The 19,929-nt window shown below is 63.8% G+C and carries 12 protein-coding genes and 1 pseudogene; 12 read left to right on the plus strand and 1 reads right to left on the minus strand.

All coding sequences use genetic code 11. The annotated features are described in order from the left end of the window. Window positions 1-34 precede the first annotated feature (34 nt). Window positions 35-1,066, minus strand: a complete 1,032-nt coding sequence (locus JG739_RS08735; RefSeq protein WP_202366114.1) for a histone deacetylase family protein — start codon at window positions 1,064-1,066, stop codon at window positions 35-37. Window positions 1,067-1,235: 169 nt separating this feature from the next. Here JG739_RS08735 and JG739_RS08740 point away from each other — a divergent pair. From JG739_RS08740 to JG739_RS08795, 12 genes and pseudogenes are all read left to right on the plus strand, one after another. After that, window positions 1,236-2,902, plus strand: a pseudogene (locus JG739_RS08740) (amidohydrolase). A 125-nt stretch (window positions 2,903-3,027) separates the two neighbouring features. Then, window positions 3,028-4,122: an ABC transporter ATP-binding protein gene (locus JG739_RS08745; protein WP_202366115.1), complete on the plus strand. Its 1,095-nt coding sequence runs from the start codon at window positions 3,028-3,030 to the stop codon at window positions 4,120-4,122. Further along, window positions 4,122-5,042 carry an ABC transporter permease gene (locus tag JG739_RS08750; RefSeq protein WP_202366116.1) on the plus strand — a complete coding sequence of 307 codons (921 nt, stop codon included), beginning with the start codon at window positions 4,122-4,124 and terminating at the stop codon, window positions 5,040-5,042. The genes JG739_RS08745 and JG739_RS08750 overlap by 1 nt, the downstream gene beginning before the upstream one ends. Continuing rightward, on the plus strand, window positions 5,035-5,841 hold the full coding sequence (locus JG739_RS08755) for an ABC transporter permease (protein ID WP_202366117.1): 807 nt from the start codon (window positions 5,035-5,037) through the stop codon (window positions 5,839-5,841). The genes JG739_RS08750 and JG739_RS08755 overlap by 8 nt, the downstream gene beginning before the upstream one ends. 13 nt (window positions 5,842-5,854) lie before the next feature. Further along, window positions 5,855-6,889 carry an ABC transporter substrate-binding protein gene (locus tag JG739_RS08760; RefSeq protein ID WP_202366118.1) on the plus strand — a complete coding sequence of 345 codons (1,035 nt, stop codon included), beginning with the start codon at window positions 5,855-5,857 and terminating at the stop codon, window positions 6,887-6,889. Window positions 6,890-7,008: 119 nt separating this feature from the next. Continuing rightward, window positions 7,009-8,436 carry an amidase gene (locus JG739_RS08765; RefSeq protein WP_202366119.1) on the plus strand — a complete coding sequence of 476 codons (1,428 nt, stop codon included), beginning with the start codon at window positions 7,009-7,011 and terminating at the stop codon, window positions 8,434-8,436. 50 nt (window positions 8,437-8,486) lie between these two features. Further along, window positions 8,487-9,683 (plus strand): serine hydrolase domain-containing protein, encoded by a 1,197-nt coding sequence (locus JG739_RS08770; RefSeq protein WP_202366120.1) that lies wholly within the window; start codon window positions 8,487-8,489, stop codon window positions 9,681-9,683. A gap of 29 nt (window positions 9,684-9,712) precedes the next feature. After that, complete coding sequence (locus tag JG739_RS08775; protein ID WP_202366121.1) at window positions 9,713-10,894, plus strand: serine hydrolase domain-containing protein; 1,182 nt, start codon at window positions 9,713-9,715, stop codon at window positions 10,892-10,894. A gap of 364 nt (window positions 10,895-11,258) precedes the next feature. Next, complete coding sequence (locus tag JG739_RS08780) at window positions 11,259-13,565, plus strand: Tex family protein (RefSeq protein WP_202366122.1); 2,307 nt, start codon at window positions 11,259-11,261, stop codon at window positions 13,563-13,565. 258 nt (window positions 13,566-13,823) lie between these two features. Beyond that, on the plus strand, window positions 13,824-15,038 hold the full coding sequence (locus JG739_RS08785) for an integrase core domain-containing protein (protein ID WP_202362542.1): 1,215 nt from the start codon (window positions 13,824-13,826) through the stop codon (window positions 15,036-15,038). Window positions 15,039-15,198: 160 nt separating this feature from the next. After that, a complete protein-coding gene (locus tag JG739_RS08790; protein WP_202366123.1) occupies window positions 15,199-16,389 on the plus strand; it encodes an acyl-CoA dehydrogenase in 1,191 nt (396 codons plus the stop codon). Window positions 16,390-16,512: 123 nt separating this feature from the next. Continuing rightward, on the plus strand, window positions 16,513-19,926 hold the full coding sequence (locus JG739_RS08795; RefSeq protein ID WP_202366124.1) for a transglutaminase family protein: 3,414 nt from the start codon (window positions 16,513-16,515) through the stop codon (window positions 19,924-19,926). Window positions 19,927-19,929 lie beyond the last annotated feature (3 nt).

The raw sequence follows: 19,929 nt of genomic DNA on the forward strand, positions 1-19,929 counted from the left end.
TCGAACGCCCGGGCCAGCCTTTGGGCGACATGCATTACCGATCTTCAAATCCGGTCAGCACGCCGACGGCGTTGATGCCGATTTCCTCGACGGCATAGCCGCCTTCCATGACGAAAAGCGTCGGCAGGCCGAGCTTGGCAATGCGGCGGCCAATCCTGGGATAGTCGGCGGTTTTCAGCTTGAACTTGCTGATCGGGTCCTTCTCGAACGTGTCGACGCCGAGCGAGACGACAACGACTTCGGGAGCGTAAGCCACAAGTTTTCCGCAGGCATCCTCCAGCGAAGCATTCCAGGCATCCCATGCGGTGCCGAACGGCATGGGGTAGTTGACATTGAAGCCTTCGCCGGGTCCGGCGCCGCGCTCGTCGGCATGGCCGAGGAAGAACGGATATTCGGTCATCGGGTCGCCATGCAAGTTCAGCACCTGCACGTCGCTGCGGCTGTAAAAGATCTCCTGCGTGCCGTTGCCGTGATGGTAATCGACATCCAGGATAGAGACACGCCTGGCGCCCTGGTCGCGTAACCATTGCGCGGCAACCGCGGCGTTGTTGATGTAGCAATAGCCGCCCATGAACGCAGCTCCGGCATGATGGCCGGGCGGGCGGCAGAGCGCGAAGGCTGATATCTCGCCGTCCTTGACCAGGGCGGCTGCGGTCAGCGCCACGTCATAGGACGACTTGATCGCCTCCCAGGTGCCTTTGACGAAGGTGGCGCCGCCGTCGAAGGAGTAAAAGCCAAGCAGCGCATCGATGGTTTGGGGCCGCACATCGCCGCGCAGGCCGCGCGTCGGCCAGGTGAAGGGGAGGGCCGAGCCCGTCCGGCCCGACGCTTCCCAGAGCGGCCATGCAGTCGGCAGGAAATCGATGAAGTCGCTGGTATGCACCTGCCTGGCGGCAGCGAGGTCGTGCGTGTCGGGCGGCAGCACCGGGCCGAGTTTTTCGCTCTCCACCCTCGCCTTGATGAACTCGGCGCGCGAGGGCTTCTCGAAGGCCGGCACGATAGCCCCCGAAATCAGCTCGAAATTGCCGGCATGACCGGCGTGAAGAGGGGAGAAGACAGTCTTCATTTTGGCGGCCGGCTCGCTCTGCGGGTTGCGTATCCGTCATTGACGGATTGCTTTGTGGCAGAGAGTTTCAGCGCCGCCAAGTGGCTTTCCCGGATCGTTGTTGCGAGTGGCAGCGGCGGCTTGCCAGACGCCAATACTCTGCTAGCCTAAGCTCAAACGGGAGAAAATTATGCCGCCATCGGCCGATCTGATCGTCGAGAACGCCAGCATATTGACGATGGATCCCGATACTCCCCGCGCCGAAGCCATAGCCATCAAGGACGGCGAAATCATTGCCATCGCAGATCGCGCGACCGTGCTGGAGCACAAGGGACCCGGCACGCGCGTCATCGACGCCGAGCGCGGCTCGGTCGTGCCTGGTTTCAACGAAGCGCATATGCATCTTTTCGCCGGCGCGGCCGAGCTCGATCACCTCCAACTGATGGGCGTCCACGGTTTCGATGCGCTTTGCGATGCTGTGCGCAACTATGCCGCAAAGCGGCCGGACCTGTCCGTCCTGCAGGCGCAAGGCGCCGACTATACCATCTGTCGGCGACGGAGCGGGTCAGCCGCCATCACCTCGACCGCATCCTGCCGGACCGGCCCTTCGTCATGGCGGCTCCCGACCACCACACCATGTGGGCGAACACCAAGGCGCTGGAACTGGCCGGCCTGCTGAGAGGCAAGCGGCTTGGTCCCGGCAATGAGATCGTCATGGGCGACGACGGGTTGGCCGGTGGCGAATTGCGCGAGGGCGAGGCTTTTGGGCCGCTGATCGCTCTGGCCGGCGAGGAGCGTGTGCGGCTCGGCCTGGCCACCGGCGGCGAGCCGGACCCGAAGCCGACGCCGGCGGAGCAGGCCTCCGACCGGGCGATCATGCGCCGCGGTCTGGAATGGTGCGCCAGGCACGGCATCACCTCGATCCAGAACATGGACGGCAATCTGCACCAGCTCGAACTCCTGTCCGAGATCGAAGCCGAGGGCGACTTGCTGTGCCGGGTGCAGGTGCCGTTTCACTACAAGAATTTCATGACGCTCGACATGCTCGACAAAGCCTCTGATATGGCTGAGCGCTACAATGGCGAATGGCTGTCGTCGGGCATGGTCAAGGTGTTTTACGACGGGGTGCTCGATTCTTGGACTGCGGTGATGGTCGAGCCCTATGCGGACCGTCCGGATTGGCTGGGCGAGCCGCTGTTCACGCCGCAGCAATTCATCGACATTGCCGTGGCCGTCGACAGGCGCGGGCTGCAGATGGCGGTGCACTCGATTGGCGACGGCGCCGTGCGCGCCGTGCTCGACGGCTACGAGGCGGCGCAGAAACAAAACGGCAAGCGTGACAGCCGGCACCGGGTCGAGCATATCGAGGTGGTCACCGCCGCCGACATACCGCGCTTCGCCAAGCTTGGCGTCATTGCCTCGATGCAGCCGCCGCATCCGCCGGGCAGCATGGGCTTGCCGCTGGAACCAACTGTGTCGCGCATCGGGCCTGCCCGCTGGCCGCTGAGCTATGCCTGGCGGACACTGAAGAATGCCGGGGCGCGCGTCGTCTTCGCCTCCGACTGGCCGGTGTCGCCGATCGATCCGATCCTGGGCATTCAGGCGGCTGTGCTGCGCAAACCATGGGCAGAAAGCGATCCCGACCAGAGCTTCTCGTTGCATGAATCACTCGGCGGCTACACGGTGGAAGGCGCCTATGCCGAGTTCATGGAGCATCGCAAGGGCCGTCTCAAGCCAGGCTTTATGGCCGATCTGGTGGTGCTCTCAGGCGACATCGAGGCGACCGCGCCGGAAGCGCTGCATACGGTGCGGCCGGCGACGACGATCTGCGGCGGCAAGGTCACCTACCAGGCCTGATGGTGGCACGGGAATTGCCTACTGAATCGACATTCAGATGTGTGCTTGCCAAGCCATGCGCCGTGTGCTGACAATCGAGTGGGAACTGGATCCGCCAGAAGAGCGGACACAAGAATGGGGTAATCGTGCCGGAACAACCGGGTAGAAGTGCAATTGAAGTTCGTGGCGTCCGCAAGGTCTTCGGTAGCGGGGAGTCACAGGTCGCCGCCCTCGACACGGTTTCGGTGTCGATCCGCGAAAATGAGTTCTTCACGCTGCTTGGCCCGTCCGGCTGCGGGAAGACGACGCTTTTACGGCTGATCGCCGGCTTCGATTTCCCCAGCGCCGGCGAGATCCTGCTGCATGGCCAGGACATCGCGCCACTGCCGCCGTTCAAGCGGCCGGTCAATACCGTGTTCCAGAACTATGCGCTGTTCCCGCATATGACGGTGGCCGAGAACATCGGCTTTGGCCTCGAAATGCTCGGCAAGCCCAAGGCCGAAGTGAAGGCGCGGGTCGCCGAGATGCTGAAGCTGGTCAAGATGGAGGCGCTCAGCAACCGCCGCACCAGCCAGATTTCCGGCGGCCAGCAGCAGCGCGTGGCGCTGGCGCGGGCCCTGGCGCCGCAGCCGAAAGTGCTGCTGCTCGACGAGCCGCTGTCGGCGCTCGACTTCAAGCTGCGCAAGGAGATGCAGATCGAGCTGAAGCGGCTGCAGCACCAGACCGGCATCACCTTCATCTTCGTCACCCACGACCAGGAAGAAGCGCTGACCATGTCGGACCGCATTGCGGTGATGTCGTCGGGCAAGATCCTGCAGGTCGGCACGCCATGGGATATTTATGACAAGCCGGCGGAGCGCTTCGTCGCCGACTTCATCGGCGAAACCAATTTCCTGACCGCGGCCATATCTGGCATGGGCAACGGCAAGGCACGCGCAACGCTCAAATCCGGCGCGACGATCGACGCGACCGTGGCGGACGGCTTCCAGCCGAAGGACAATGCCACCGTGGTGGTCAGGCCGGAACATGCCAAGCTGATCAGCGGCAAGGGCGACCTGTCGGGCACGGTCGAAAACATCGGCTATTTCGGCACCGACACGCACATCCATGTTCGCCTTGACAGCAGCGAGAGCTTCACCGTGCGCCAGCAGAACACGCGCAGCGCCGGCTGCGGCTTCGAGCGGGGCGACAAGGTCGGCATTTCGATCGGCAACGACGCCGCACAAGTGCTGAGGGATTGATGGCGAGCGCGGAACAAGTCGCCGAGGAAGCCGAACGCCGAGAGATCCGCGATCGCTGGCTACTGTCGGCGCCGGCACTGATCATCATCTTTCTCGCCGCGACCGGCCCGCTGCTGATCGTCGTGATCTACTCCTTCCTGACGCCTGGGCCGTATGGCGACGTGGTGTGGAAATTCTCGACCGACGGCTGGCTGTCGGTGCTGATGCAGCGTGACATCTTCGACGATACGCTGGCCTTCGCCGACGCGCATCTGTCGATCTTCTGGCGCTCGGCCAAGCTGTCGTTCTTGACAACGATCCTGACGCTGCTGTTTGGCTTCCCGACCGCCTATTTCATCGCCACACGGCCGGCGCGCCAGCGCGACATCTGGCTGTTCCTGATCACCATCCCGTTCTGGACCAATCTCTTGATCCGCACCTTTGCCATCCAGGAGGTGATCCGCAATGAGGGCCTCGTCAACACGGTGCTGATCAAGCTCGGCATCATCAGCCAGCCGATCCAGATGATGTTCACCGATTTCGCGCTGATGGTCGGCATGACCTATGTCTATCTGCCGCTGATGGTGCTGCCGCTCTATGCCAGCATGGAAAAGATCGACTTCCGGCTGGTCGAGGCGGGTTACGACCTCTATGCCAACCGCTTCCAGGTGCTGAGGCGGGTCATCATCCCGCTGGTCAAGCCCGGCATCATCGCCGGCTCGATCCTGGTCTTCATCCCGGCGCTGGGCGCCTATGTCACGCCGCGCGTGCTCGGCGGGTCGAAGAATATGATGCTCGGCAATCTGATCGAGCTGCAGTTCGGGCAGGGCCGTAACTGGCCGCTCGGCTCGGCGCTGTCACTGTCGCTGATGGCGATCGTGATGGTCGCGATGCTGTTGTATGTCCGCACCGTCGGGCGCCGGGGTGGCGCGCATGGCTAGCCGCTTCGACATCCGCCGGCAGACCGGCTTCACCACCATCGCAATGATCTGCTTCTTTGCGCTGTACCTGCCGATCGTCACGCTTGTCGTCTATGCCTTCAACGCCGGCGATTCGATCGCGATTTGGGAAGGCGTGTCGCTGCGCTGGTTCTACCAGGCCTGGAACAACAACCAGGTCGTCGATGCCGCCATCCGGTCGCTGCAGATCGCTTTGGTCGCCGCGACTGTTGCCACCATCGTCGCCACCATGGCTGCACTCGCCACGACCCGAACCAAACCCTATCCCGGCCTCGGCTTCAAATACGCCTTCATCAACCAGCCGCTGATGGTGCCGGAGATCGTCACTGCGGTGGCGCTGCTGATCTTCTTCTCGCGCATCAAGATCTGGACCGGCTATTCGGGGCTGGGCTACCTGATGGTCGCGCATACCGCCTTTTGCATTCCCTTTGCCTATCTGCCGATCCGGGCGCGGCTCGAGAGCATGGACCTGTCGTTGGAAACCGCGGCGGCCGACCTCTACGCGACCCCCTGGAAGGCTTTCCGGCGCGTCACCTTTCCGCTGCTGTGGCCAGGCATCCTTGCCGGGCTGATGCTCGCGTTCGTCATCTCGCTGGACGACGTCGTCATCACCGAGTTCGTCAAGTCCGGCGGCCAGGACACGTTGCCAACCTACATGCTCGGCCAGTTCCGGCGCTTTATCACGCCGGAAATCAACGCAATTTCGACGGTGTTCCTGCTGATCTCGATCTTGATCGTCACCGTCTTCTTTTTCGTCAGCAGGAAAAAGGATCAGGAATGACAGGAGAGAAACGATGAAGTGGAAACTGACTGCGACGGCGCTCAGCACCGCGCTGTTCGCCTCGGCGGGTCTCGCCCGTGCCGACGGCGAACTCAACATCTACAATTGGGGCAACTACACCAGCCCCGAGCTCATCAAGAAATTCGAGGAGACATACAAGGTCAAGGTGACCGTCACCGACTACGATTCCAACGACACCGCGCTGGCCAAGATCAGGCAGGGCGGCAGCGGCTTCGACGTCGTGGTGCCTTTGGCGAGCTTCGTGCCGATCTGGATCCAGGAAGGGCTGCTCCTGGAGACAGAGCCGAACAAGATGGAGAACTTCAAGAACATGGATCCGAAATGGGTCGATGTTCCCTTCGATCCGGGCCGCAAATACACCGTGCCGTGGCAGTGGGGCACGACCGGCGTCACGGTCAACACCGCAGTCTACAAGGGCGATCCCAACACCTCGGCCATCTTCTTGGATCCGCCGCCGGAACTGGTCGGCAAGGTCAACGTCGTTCCCGAAATGGCCGACGTCATGCATCTCGCCATCAGATATGTCGGTGGCGAGCCGTGCACCGGCGACAAGGAGGTGCTGAAGAAGGTGCGCGATACACTGGTGGCGGCCAAGCCGAAATGGATTTCCATGGACTACGGCACGGTCGAGAAGTTCGCCAAGGGCGACTTCGCCGCCAGCGTCGACTGGAACGGCGCCTCGTTCCGCTCCCGTCTGCAGAACAAGGATATCGTCTTTGGCTATCCGAAGGAGGGCTATCCAATCTTCATGGACAATCTCGCGGTACTGAAGGACGCCAAGAACGTCGAAAACGCCAAGCTGTTCCAGAACTTCGTCATGGCTCCCGAGAACGCCGCGATGATCTCGTCTTTCGCGCGCTACGCCAACGGCATCAAGGGATCGGAAGCCTTCATGCCTGAGGACATGAAAACGGCGCCGGAGGTCAACATCCCCGCCGAGTTCGCCGACAAGGGCGAGTTCATGCTGACCTGCGCGCCCGACGTGCAGGCGCTCTACACCAGGATCTGGACCGAACTGCAGAAGTGATCGCAGTACCATTGGCCCGGCAGCAATGCCTGCCGGGCCCTGTTTGAACCCATCAAGGGAATGCCTTCGACAAGAATCAACGTCGGGCTGTCGTCCGACGTGCCTGGAGTGCGCCTGCCATGTCCGATCTCGATCTTTGCTATTTGCCGGCAAGCGAAGCGCTGAAGCGCTTCAAGGCAAAGAAGCTCTCACCGGTCGAGCTGATGGAAGCGGTCATCAGCCAGGCTGAGGCGACGAAGGACACGGTCAACGCCTTCACCAACACGCATTTCGACGAGGCAATGGCGCTGGCCAAAAAAGCCGAGGCGAAATACGCCAAGGGCAAGAAGACAGGCCCGCTCGAGGGGCTGCCCATCGGCATCAAGGACGAGAGTTACATCAAGGGCAAGCCGACCACCGGTGGCTCGCTGATTACCAGGGATTTCGTTGCTGACGCCAGTTCGGCCATAAACGAGCGCATCATCGAGGCGGGCGGCATCGTCCATGCACGCACGGCGACGCCAGAGTTCTCCTGCGCGACCTATACATGGTCCAGGTTATGGGGTGTCACCCGCAATCCGTGGAATCCCAAGTTCACACCCGGCGGCTCGTCGGGCGGCTCGGGTGCCTCGCTCGCCTCCGGCACGTCGTCGATCGCCACAGGCTCCGACATCGGCGGCTCGATCCGCATCCCGGCATCGGCCTGCGGCGTCGTCGGCTACAAGCCGCCCTATGGCCGCAACCCGGACGACCCGCCCTTCAATCTCGACTTCTACTGTCACACCGGGCCGCTGGCACGCACGGTGGAGGATGCGATCCTGCTGCAGAACGTCATGACCGGTCCCAGCCCTCTGGACATAGCCTCGCTCCGGCCAAAGCTGACGCTGCCGACCAGCTTCAAGCCGATCAAGCGCTGGAAGATCGCCTTTTCGATGGATCTCGGCGGCTTCGAGGTCGACCCGGAAGTGGTGAAGAACACGAAGAAAGCGCTCGACGTGTTCCGCTCGCTGGGCGCCGAGGTCGAGGAGGTCGATCTCGGCTGGGGACCGGAGGCCCTAGAGGCCGGGCTCGCCTATCTGAACCACTTGTTCGGCGCGTTCCTGTCGAAACTGCTGCCCGACCATGCCGACGAGATGACGACCTACGCCCGCAAGTTCGCCGAGGAGGGAGCAGTATCCAAGGCGACCGATTTCGTCGGCAGCCTGGAGGTGGCTGGCCGCATGTACATGACGCTTGGGCCGCTGCTCGAAAAGTACAATGTGCTGATCTGCCCGACCACGGCTCTGCCGTCAGTGCCGGCCGACTACGACCAATCGAAAGACGAGATCAGGATCAACGGCAAGCTGGTCAATCCCTCGCTGGGCTGGGTGATGACGACGCCGTTCAACACGATGAGCCGCTGCCCGGTGCTGTCGGTTCCATCCGGCCAAGCAAAGAACGGCGTGCCAACCGGCATCCAGATCGTCGGCCGTACCTACAGTGACGAAGATGTGTTCCGCGCCGGCATGGCCTATGAAAAAGCAGTCGGTGGCTGGTACGGAGAAAAGGCGCGCCGGCCGAAACTATGATGACGCAAAACCGTCGGGATACCGCGGGACGACACGACGCGGAGCATGCAATGACCTCCTACCGCAACAGCGAACCGGTGCCGCCGATCATGCAGGGCTCGCCGCCCAAAATGGTGCCGCCGAAGCTCGACTGGGACCGGCCGCCATGGAACCGCTGGGCGTTCCAGCACATCCGCGAAATTCTGCCGACCGTCGAAGTGTGGCGCGGCAATGGCCATCGCCGCCGGTTCGAGCGCGCCGAAGTCGATCTCGACGCGCTGCCGGTGAGCGACAGCACGGGGCAGCCGACGACGCTGGCCGGGCTGCTCGACGAAACCTATACGGATGGGTTCCTCGTGCTCAAGGACGGCAAGATCGCCTATGAGCGCTATTGCAACGGCATGACCGAGCGCACGCTGCATTTGTCGCAGTCGATGGCGAAGTCGGTCACGGGTTCGGTGTTCGGCATACTGGCCGGGCGCGGCCTGATCGATCCGGCCATGCCGGTGACGACCTATCTGCCGGAGCTGGAAACTACCGGTTGGGCCGGTGCCAGCGTGCAGCATGTGCTCGACATGACGACCGGCGTGCGTTTTTCCGAGGAATACACCGACCGCTATTCCGACATCGGCCAGGTCGATGTCGCCAGCGGCTGGAAACCGGTGCCGCCAGGCAGCGACCCGGCCTTCGAGTGGCCGTCGCATATGTTCGAATTGATCCTGCGGCTCAAGGAGACAAGCCGGCCGCATGGCGCTGCCTTCGAATACCGTTCGATAGAGACCGACGTGCTCGCCTTCATCATGGAACGGGTGACCGGCAAGCGGCTGGCGCAGCTGGTCTCGGACGAACTCTGGCAAAAGCTCGGCGCCGATGAAAGCGCCTGCTTCACCGTCGACAGCGCCGCCTACGCCATCGCCGATGGCGGCTTCAACGCCACGCTGCGCGATTATGGCCGTTTCGGCCAGCTGATCCTCGACAATGGCGGTGGCGTGGTGCCGGCCGACTGGATCGAGGCGACGCGCAACGGCAGGCATGGACCGGATTTCAATCCCAGCCTGCCGCAAGGCAGCTACCGCAACCAGTTCTGGATCGAGGATCCGCGCTCACGCGCGCTGATGTGCCGGGGGGTGTTCGGCCAGCTCATCCATATCGACTGGAACACGAGAATGGTCGTGGTGAAGCTTTCGAGCTACCCGGATTTCACCAGCATCGCCTATTCGGTGGCGACGCTGAAAGCCGTCCACGCGATCGCCGCCGCGCTGGCTTAAGTTCCTAAAAGAATTCGAGAGGAAACGCCGTGACCGGCAACACCGCGTTCGAGACCAGATATGGCTTTGCCCGCAACGAGGTGCTGCTCGGCAACTGGCGCGAAAGCCCGTTCAACCGGTGGTCGTTCCAGAATGTCGGCGAGCTGGTGCCGAGCGCACGCGTCGCAGCCATGCCGGGCAATGGCGAGTTACCGGCTCAGGATTTCGCTGGGCTGCTTGACGAAAAGATCGCGCTGGCTGGCGGACCGGAGACGGTTGCGGCCTTTCTCAGGCGCTCCGACACCGACGCGCTGACAATCATGAAAGCCGGCAAGATCGTTGGCGACTGGTTTGCACCGCATATGGAGTTCGGCGCCCGCCATATCATCTTCTCGATCAGCAAGTCGCTGACCGCCATTCTGGCCGGCATATTGGAAGGCGAGGGGGTTTTCGATCCGCAGGCGCCGGTGACCCGCTATCTGCCGGAAGCTGCCGGTTCGGCCTATGGCGATGCCAGCGTGCGGCATGTGCTCGACATGAGCGTCAGCCTCGACTTCGAAGAAGCCTATCTCGATCCGGAAAGCGCCTTTGCCCGCTATCGCCGCGCGACGCTGTGGAATCCGGGCGGCGGCACCGAAAGCCTGACCGACTTCATCCTGACGCTGCAGCGTCTTGGCGAGCCGCATGGCCGGACCTACCGCTACCGCTCGCCCAATTCCGACCTGCTCGGCGTCCTGCTCGAGCGCGCGTCCGGCCAGCGCTTCGCCGAGCTGATGCGCGAGAGATTGTGGCTGCCGCTTGGTGCAACGAGCGAAGCCTCGGTGACGGTCGACAGGGAAGGCACTGCGCGCGCGGCCGGCGGCATTTCAGTGACGCCGCGCGACTTGGCGAGGGTCGGCGAGATGATGCGGCAAGGCGGCATGGCCAATGGCCGCCGCATCGTGCCGGAAGCCTGGGTGCGCGACACTGTCAGCACAGGCGGAGATGCTGAGGCCTGGCAGCGTGGCGCGATGGCGTTCCTCTTCCCGCAAGGCCGCTACCGCAACAAATATTACCAGACGGGAGCGGCAAGCGGCGCCTTCTGCGGCATCGGCATCCACGGCCAGTGGCTCTACGTCGATCCCAAGGCGGAGGTGGTTATCGCCAAGATGTCGTCGCAGCCGGTGCCGGTCGACGAGCCGCTCGATGTCGACGTGATTGCTTTCTTCGAAGCGCTGAGCCGGATGGTTTAGCTGGGCAGCATCCGACCGGCGATGTCGGCGCTGCCCCGCTGCCGGCACCTTCTCCCCGTATAGTGACGGGAGAAGGGGCTGGCCGCACCGCGGCGCTATTTTTGCAACGCTGGTCGTTGGCGAAACCATTTGCGAAGGCGTCTTTCTCCCCGTCACTACACGGGGAGAAATGCCCGGCAGGGCAATGAGGGGCAGCGCGAACGTCTGAAGTGCATGGGCAAAATCCAGGCGTGGCGCATTCTGCCATGCGAATTTCAAACGAGCTTTCCTGTGGACCTATTGGGCGGTCGAAAACGCGGCGGTTGGCGGGGCGACGCTCTGCGCCTATGGTCGCCGCTGTTTTCGACAGGACAGCAGGAACGACATGGCATCCGAGCGCATCGCAGCAATCATCGCAGCCGAAATCGCGGCCCGGCCCGAACAGGCCGCGGCGGCGATCGGGCTGCTGGACGAAGGCGCGACGGTGCCGTTCGTGGCGCGCTACCGCAAGGAGGTCACCGGCGGTCTCGACGACACGCAGTTGCGCCTGCTGGCCGAGCGGCTCGCCTATCTGCGTGAGCTCGACGCGCGCCGCGACACCATTCTCGGTTCGATCCGCGAGCAGGGCAAGCTGACCGAAGAGCTTGAGACCAAGATCGCAGCGGCCGCCACCAAGGCGGAACTCGAAGACATTTATCTGCCCTATAAGCCGAAGCGCCGGACCAAGGCCGAGATCGCGCGCGAGCGCGGGCTGGGACCGCTGGCCGAGGCCATCCTTGCCGACCGCGCGGCGGTGCCTAGCGAACTGGCGCTGGCCTACATCAGTGAAGAGGTAGCCGACGCCAAGGCGGCGCTTGAGGGCGCGCGCGACATCCTATCCGAGCAGTTCGCCGAGAATGCCGACCTGGTCGGCAGGCTGCGGAGCTACATGAAGGAACGCGCCTTCATGCGGTCGCGCGTCGTCGACGGCAAGCAGGAAGCCGGCGCGAAATTCTCCGACTATTTCGACCATGTCGAGCGCTGGGCCAATGTGCCGAGCCATCGCGCCCTGGCGATGCTGCGCGGCCGCAACGAAGAGGTGCTGTCGCTCGACATCGAAGTCGATGCCGACGACGTGTCACCGGTGAAGCCGGTCGAGCGGATGATCGCCGATGCCTATGCCATCGGCCGCCAGTTGCCCGGCGACCGCTGGCTGATGGAGGTGGCGGGCTGGACCTGGCGCATAAAGCTGTCGCTGCATTTGACGCTCGATTTGATGCGCGATCTGCGCGAGCGGGCCGAGGAGGAGGCGATCCAAGTCTTCGCCCGCAACCTGAAGGATTTGCTGCTCGCCGCCCCGGCCGGATCGCGCGCCACGATGGGTCTCGATCCCGGCATCCGCACCGGCGTCAAGGTGGCGGTGGTGGACGGCACCGGCAAGCTCTTGGCGACGACGACGGTCTATCCGTTTCCGCCGAAGAACGATGTGCGCGGCACGCAAGCCGAGCTGGCAAAGCTCATCCGCCTGCACAAGGTCGAGTTGATTTCCATCGGCAACGGCACCGGCAGCCGCGAGACGGAAAGGCTGGTGACCGACATGCTGTCCGACATGCCTGCCGAGTCCGGGCCGAAGCCGCTCAAGGTCATCGTCAGCGAGGCGGGCGCCTCGGTCTATTCCGCCTCGGCGACGGCAGCGGCGGAATTTCCCGGCCTTGACGTGTCGCTGCGCGGCGCGGTGTCGATCGCGCGACGTCTGCAGGATCCGCTCGCCGAACTGGTCAAGATCGAGCCGAAGTCGATCGGCGTTGGCCAGTATCAGCACGATGTCGACCAGTACCGGCTCGGCCGCTCGCTGGAAGCGGTGGTCGAGGACGCGGTCAATGCCGTCGGCGTCGACCTCAACACCGCCTCGGCGCCGCTGCTGGCCCGGGTTTCGGGCCTTGGCGCCTCGCTGGCTGAGGCGATTACCGCGCACCGTGACGCGAACGGCCCTTTTGCCAGCCGCCGCGACCTGTTGAAGGTCTCTCGCCTTGGACCCCGCGCCTTCGAGCAATGCGCCGGCTTCCTGCGCATTGCCAACGGCACCGAACCGCTCGATGCCTCGGCCGTGCATCCCGAAGCGTATGGCGTGGCGAAAAAGATTGTTGCGGCCTGCGGGCGCGACCTCCGCTCGCTGATGGGCGACAGTGCCGCTCTCAAGGCGCTCGATCCGCGTGTCTTCGTCGATGAGCGGTTCGGCCTGCCGACGGTGCGCGATATCCTCGCGGAACTGGAAAAGCCCGGCCGCGATCCGCGCCCCGGCTTCAAGACCGCGACCTTTGCCGACGGCGTCGACGACATCAAGGATTTGAAGCCAGGCATGCTGCTGGAGGGCACTGTCACCAATGTCGCCGCTTTCGGCGCCTTCGTCGATATCGGCGTGCATCAGGACGGCCTGGTGCATGTCTCGCAACTGGCCGACCGTTTCGTCAAGGACGCGCATGAGGTGGTGAAAGCCGGCGACGTGGTCAAGGTGCGCGTCGTCGACATCGACATCAAGCGCAAGCGCATCGGCCTTTCGATGCGCAGGGATGGCGACGGCGGTACACCGAAGCGGCGCGACAATCGCAGCAGACCGGTGCCGCGCGCGCCGGCGCCGCAGCGTCAGCCGGAACGGGCGGCAGGGCAGGGTGCATTCGGCGCCGCATTGGCGGAGGCGATGAAGCGTAAGTAGCAGGCGATCGCTGTCGACGTCGGCGCAGCCCCTCATCTGCCTGCCGGCATCTTCTCCCCGTGAACGGGGAGAAGGGGGCTGGCCGCAACGTCTGCGCCCTTTCTGCAGCGCTGCAGATTGGCGAAATCCTTTGCGAAGGCGTCTTTCTCCCCGTCACTATACGGGGAGAAATGCCCGGTGTCCGAACCGGATAGATAGGTAACAGAGTAGACCGATTGCATAGGTGACAGTTTTCTTGTCCGCCGGGAGGTACCGGCGATGGTTTGGCGAGAGACTGACATCATGGACGAGCGGTTGAGGTTTATAGTGGATTGCCTTTCGGGAGAGGAGACGATGACGGCTGTTTGCGAGCGGTACGGGATATCGCGCAAGATCGGCTACAAGTGGCTTGGTCGTTACCGGGAGTTCGGCCCGGAAGGTTTGCATGATCTGCCGCGAGCGCCGCTCAATCACGGCCGCGCGACCGCTGCCGATCTGGTTGAGCGGATCGTTGCGCTGAAGGAGGCGCATCCGGCATGGGGGCCCAAGAAGATCATCGGGCGGCTCAAGCGTGAGGCGCCGTCGCACCCGTGGCCGGCGATCTCGACGGCCGGCGAGATTCTGAAGCGCCACGGCCTTGTCGGCCGGCGGCGGGGGCGCTGGAGAGCTGTGGGCAACGGCCCCTGGCCAGATGCGCAAAGGCCGAATGCGGTGTGGACGGGCGACCACAAGGGCTGGTTCCGGACCCGTGACGGGTGGCGCTGCGAACCGTTGACAGTGCTGGATGCGTGGAGCCGCTACCTGTTGGCGCTCGAAGCGACGGGTTCGACGGCAGATGAGGAGGCCTGGCCGGTGTTCGAACGGCTGTTTGAGGAGCATGGTCTGCCGGATCGGTTCAGAAGCGACAATGGTTCACCCTTCGCGTCGGCCGGCGTCACCGGGCTGACGCCGCTTGCGGTGCGCTTCATCAAGCTCGGCATCGCGCTGGAGCGGATCGCGCCCGGCAAGCCTCAGCAGAACGGCTGCCACGAGCGCTTTCACCTGACCATGTTGCCGCTGGCCAAGGCGCCTGAGATCGACAGACAGGCGCAGAGCCAGGCTTTCGACGCCTTCCGTCGCGAGTACAATGAGGAGCGTCCGCATGAGGCGCTCGGCATGGACACGCCGGCCGAATACTACCGCGGTAGCGAGCGGCAAATGCCGGCCAACGTGCCCGAGCCCGACTATCCGGCCGAGGCCGCAGTCAGGCGCGTGCGCAACAATGGCGCGATCAAGTGGCAGGGCGGCGAGATCTATGTCTCGGCCTCGCTTGCCGGCGAGCCGGTCGCCGTCGAAGAAACCGAAACCGGCGAATGGGCCTTACGCTTCTACGCCCACCCGCTCGGCCACATCGATCTCAAGCGAATGCGCCTGGTCCGCCGCAGCGCCTTGCAACCCCGACCAGCCGGCGCTGCGGCGGACACCACTGCGCAGGAGAAGGGGGGAAAACTGTAACCTATGTATCCGGTTCAAACTGTTACCTATCTATCGGCTGGACACCGGCAGGGCAATGAGGGGCAGCGCCAATGCTCATGGGTTGCGAAGCAATTTCGTTTGATTTTTTCGAACTGGAAGCCGATAAGCCGCCCAATTCCGTCATCTGGAGACAAAGGCCATGGCCGCCGACAAGAACGCATTCGTCTGGGATGATCCTTTCCTGATCGAGGACCAGCTTTCGGAAGACGAACGGATGGTGCGCGATGGCGCAGCGGCATTCGCCGCCGACAAGCTCGCCCCCAGGATCGAGGAAGCCTATCTCGAGGAAAAGACCGATGCCGGGATCTTTCGCGAGATGGGCGAGGTCGGGCTGCTCGGCATCACCATTCCGGAAGAATATGGCGGGCTCGGCGCCAACTACGTCACCTATGGCCTGGTGGCGCGCGAAGTCGAGCGCATCGACTCGGGCTATCGCTCGATGATGAGCGTGCAGTCGTCGCTGGTGATGTTTCCGATCCATGCCTATGGCTCGGAGGCGCAACGCAAAAAATACCTGCCGAAGCTGGCGTCAGGCGAATGGATCGGCTGCTTCGGCCTGACCGAGCCGGATGCCGGTTCCGATCCGGGCGGCATGAAGACGCGCGCCGAGAAGACGGCGAACGGCTACAGGATCTCGGGCACGAAAATGTGGATTTCCAACGCGCCGATCGCCGACGTTTTCGTCGTCTGGGCGAAATCGGCGGCGCATGACAATGAGATTCGCGGCTTCGTGCTGGAAAAAGGCATGAAGGGGCTGTCGGCGCCAAAGATCGACGGAAAACTCAGTCTCCGCGCGTCGATCACCGGCGAAGTGGTGATGGAAGGCGTCGAGGTCGGCGAGGATGCGCTGCTGCCTGACGTGTCGGGCCTGAAAGGGCCGTTCGGCTGCCTCAACCGGGCGCGCTACGGCATTTCGTGGGGGGCGATGGGCGCGGCGGAAGATTGCTGGCACCGCGCCCGCCAATACGGCCTCGACCGCAAGCAGTTCGGCAAGCCGCTGGCCGGCACGCAGCTGTTCCAGAAGAAGCTCGCCGACATGCAGACCGAGATCGCGCTTGGGTTGCAGGGCAGCTTGCGGGTCGGGCGGCTGATGGATGAGGGCAAGATGGCGCCGGAGATGATCTCGATCGTCAAGCGCAACAATTGCGGCAAGGCGCTCGACATCGCCCGCCAGGCCCGCGACATGCATGGCGGCAACGGCATCCAGATCGGCTATCACGTCATGCGCCACGCGCAGAACCTGGAAACGGTCAACACCTATGAGGGCACGCATGACGTGCATGCACTGATCCTTGGACGGGCGCAGACCGGATTGCAGGCGTTTTTCTAAGCCGGCCCCGAGGCCGGCAACGCTGCTTAAATTAGATGCACCGCAACATCTCTGCTTGGAGAATGGCCAGCATTTGTGTCAGGGTTCGGCGAGTTCGTTTGAAACGCCGACTTTCGAGGCCCCATGGCAATTCTGGCAGCCGTCTACCACCTGACCCACTACAAATATGACCGGCCGGTCGTTCTCGGCCCACAGGTCATCAGGCTGCAGCCGGCGCCGCATTCCCGCACCAAGGTGCTCAGCCATTCGCTGAAGGTCGGGCCGGCGAACCACTTCGTCAACCTGCAGCAGGATCCCTACGGCAATTTCCTGGCGCGCTTCGTGTTTCCGGAACCGGTGACGGAACTGAAGATCGAGGTCGACCTCGTCGCCGACATGACGGTCTATAATCCATTCGATTTCTTCGTCGAGCCGGCGGCCGAGATCTTTCCGTTCGACTACCCGGAAGAGATCAGCGATGATCTTACCATCTACCGGACGCCGGAACCGGCTGGACCGCTGCTGTCGGCGTTCCTGCAAACCATCGACCGCCACCCCACCAACACCGTCAATTTCGTCGTTGACCTCAATGCGCGCCTGCAGCGCGAGATCGCCTATATCGTGCGCATGGAAACCGGCGTTTTTTCGCCGGAGGAAACGCTGGCCGCCAAGAAAGGCTCGTGCCGCGATACTAGCTGGCTGCTGGTGCAGATCCTGAGGAACCTCGGCATCGCCGCGCGCTTCGTTTCCGGCTACCTGATCCAGCTGAAGCCGGATCTCGTCGCGCTTGACGGACCGCCCGGCACTGCCGTCGACTTCACCGATCTGCATGCCTGGTGCGAAGTCTATCTGCCGGGCGCCGGTTGGATCGGCTTCGACCCGACCTCCGGCCTGCTCACCGGCGAAAGCCATGTGCCGCTCGCCGCGACGCCGCATTTCCGCAACGCCGCGCCGATTTCCGGCATGGCGAGCTTCGCCAATGTCGAGTTCGGCTTCGACATGCGGGTCGACCGCATCGCCGAGCACCCACGTATCACCAAGCCATTCTCCGACGAAAGCTGGCAGGCGCTTGACGCATTGGGCATTGAGGTCGACGCCGCGCTCGAGGCCGGCGACGTGCGGCTGACCATGGGTGGCGAGCCGACCTTCGTGTCGATCGACGATTTCGAGGCGGAGGAGTGGAATACCGCCGCCGTCGGCCCGACAAAGCGCGAAAAGGCCGATGCGCTGATCCGCCGGCTGCGCGAGCGTTTCGCACCGGGCGGCTTCCTGCACTACGGGCAGGGCAAGTGGTATCCGGGCGAAAGCCTGCCGCGCTGGACCTTCTCGCTGTACTGGCGCGCCGACGGCGAGCCGGTGTGGAGCGATGCGTCGCTGATCGCGCGGGAGAATAGCGACGCAGATGAAGCAGGCGAAGCAGATGTCGGCCCGAAGCAGGCTGAAAGCCTGCTAACGGCGATTGCCGATCAACTCGGCATCGACAACACCATGGTCAGCGAAGCCTATGAGGACCCGGCCGAGTGGCTGCTCAAGGAAGGCAAGCTGCCGGAGAATGTCGATCCGTCCAATTCGAAGCTGGACGACCCCGAGGAGCGCAGCCGCATGGCGCGGGTGTTCGAGCGCGGCCTGACCAAGCCGTCGGGCTATGTACTGCCGGTCCAGCGCTGGAACAGCCAGGCATCGGGACCGCGCTGGCGTTCGGAGAAATGGAAGACGCGGCGCGGCAGGCTGTTTCTGGTGCCGGGCGATTCACCGGTCGGCTATCGCCTGCCGCTCGGCACGCTTCCCCATGTGCCGCCGGCGCAGTTCCCCTATATCGTGCCGGTCGACCCGTCGCTGCCGCGCGGAGCATTGCCGGCGCGCGAGGCTATTTTGCCGGGAGCTGCCCCTGTACAGGGGGCGGCCCATTTGCCCGAGCCCATTTTGGCCGAACTTGAAGGCGCCGACGAAATGGCGCGTCGGCAGCAGGCGGCGTCCTTCGCCGCCGCGAGCGGCCAGCAGGACCGTGTCGAACAGGAGATTACCGAGATCGGTGGAGCGGTGCGCACCGCGCTGTCGGTCGAGCCGCGCGACGGACGGCTTTGTGTGTTCATGCCGCCGGTCGAGGCGCTGGAAGATTATCTCGAACTTGTCGCGGCGGCCGAGAATGCGGCAAAAACTATCGGGCTGCCGGTGCATATCGAGGGCTACGGGCCGCCACACGATCCGCGCCTCAACGTCATCCGCGTGGCTCCGGATCCCGGCGTCATCGAAGTGAACATCCATCCGGCTGCGAACTGGCAGGACTGCGTGGCGACGACCACGGCGATCTATGAGGAGGCGCGGCAGACGCGGCTTGGCGCCGACAAGTTCATGATCGACGGCCGCCACACCGGCACCGGCGGCGGTAACCATGTCGTCGTCGGCGGCGCGACACCCAACGACAGTCCGTTCCTGCGCCGCCCCGATTTGCTGAAAAGCCTTGTCCTGCAATGGCAGCGCCACCCGTCGCTGTCCTATCTGTTCTCGGGCCTGTTCATCGGCCCGACCAGCCAGGCGCCGCGCTTCGACGAGGCGCGCCACGATTCGCTGTACGAGCTCGAGATCGCCATGGCGCAGGTGCCGCATCCGGACAGCGGCAATGCACCGCTGCCGTGGCTGGTCGACCGGCTGTTCCGCAACCTCCTGACCGACGTGACTGGGAACACCCACCGTTCGGAAATCTGCATCGACAAGCTCTTTTCGCCGGACGGCCCGACCGGCCGGCTGGGGCTGGTCGAGTTCCGCGGCTTCGAGATGCCGCCCAATGCGCGCATGAGCCTGGCGCAGCAATTGCTGGTGCGCGCCATCATCGCCCGCGCCTGGAAGAACCCGCTCGATGGCCGTTTCGTGCGCTGGGGCACGTCTCTGCATGACCGTTTTATGCTGCCGCACTATGTCTGGGCTGACTTTCTCGACGTGCTGGACGACCTCAAGTTGAACGGCTTTGAATTCCGTCCCGAATGGTTCGACGCGCAGCTCGAATTCCGCTTCCCGTTCTGCGGTGAGTTTAGCCAAGCCGGCATCAAGTTGGAGCTGCGGCAAGCGCTGGAGCCATGGCATGTCATGGGCGAGCAGGGCGCCATCGGCGGCACGGTGCGCTTCGTCGATTCCTCGGTCGAGCGGCTGCAGGTGAAGACCGAAGGGCTCAATCCGGAGCGTCACGCCGTCGTCTGTAACGGCCGTATCGTGCCGATGAAGGTGACCGACACCAGGGAGATCGCGGTGGCCGGCGTCCGCTTCAAGGCCTGGCAGCCGTCATCTGGCCTGCATCCAGCACTGTTGGTCAACACGCCGCTGGTCTTCGACATCTACGATCGCTGGTCGGGCCGGGCCATCGGCGGCTGCGTCTACCATGTCGCGCATCCCGGCGGGCGCAGCTACGACACTTTTCCGGTCAACGGCAACGAAGCGGAGGCGCGACGGCTCGCCCGCTTCGAGCCGCGCGGCCATACGCCGTCCGCCTACGCGCTGCGCGACGAACAAGCCGCTGAAGATTTCCCGATGACCCTTGACCTGCGGCGGCCTGCAAGACTCTGATCA

The organism is Mesorhizobium sp. L-2-11, from assembly GCF_016756595.1.
Classification (GTDB): Bacteria; Pseudomonadota; Alphaproteobacteria; order Rhizobiales; family Rhizobiaceae; genus Mesorhizobium.

Bases quoted from the DNA above. Each gene is read 5' to 3' on its own strand.
- JG739_RS08760 (WP_202366118.1), top strand. From the start codon at position 5,855: ATGAAGTGGAAACTGACTGCGACGGCGCTCAGCACCGCGCTGTTCGCC.
- JG739_RS08795 (WP_202366124.1), top strand. From the start codon at position 16,513: ATGGCAATTCTGGCAGCCGTCTACCACCTGACCCACTACAAATATGAC.
- JG739_RS08770 (WP_202366120.1), top strand. From the start codon at position 8,487: ATGACCTCCTACCGCAACAGCGAACCGGTGCCGCCGATCATGCAGGGC.
- JG739_RS08785 (WP_202362542.1), top strand. From the start codon at position 13,824: ATGGTTTGGCGAGAGACTGACATCATGGACGAGCGGTTGAGGTTTATA.
- JG739_RS08750 (WP_202366116.1), top strand. From the start codon at position 4,122: ATGGCGAGCGCGGAACAAGTCGCCGAGGAAGCCGAACGCCGAGAGATC.
- JG739_RS08790 (WP_202366123.1), top strand. From the start codon at position 15,199: ATGGCCGCCGACAAGAACGCATTCGTCTGGGATGATCCTTTCCTGATC.
- JG739_RS08780 (WP_202366122.1), top strand. From the start codon at position 11,259: ATGGCATCCGAGCGCATCGCAGCAATCATCGCAGCCGAAATCGCGGCC.
- JG739_RS08765 (WP_202366119.1), top strand. From the start codon at position 7,009: ATGTCCGATCTCGATCTTTGCTATTTGCCGGCAAGCGAAGCGCTGAAG.
- JG739_RS08735 (WP_202366114.1), bottom strand. From the start codon at position 1,066: ATGAAGACTGTCTTCTCCCCTCTTCACGCCGGTCATGCCGGCAATTTC.
- JG739_RS08755 (WP_202366117.1), top strand. From the start codon at position 5,035: ATGGCTAGCCGCTTCGACATCCGCCGGCAGACCGGCTTCACCACCATC.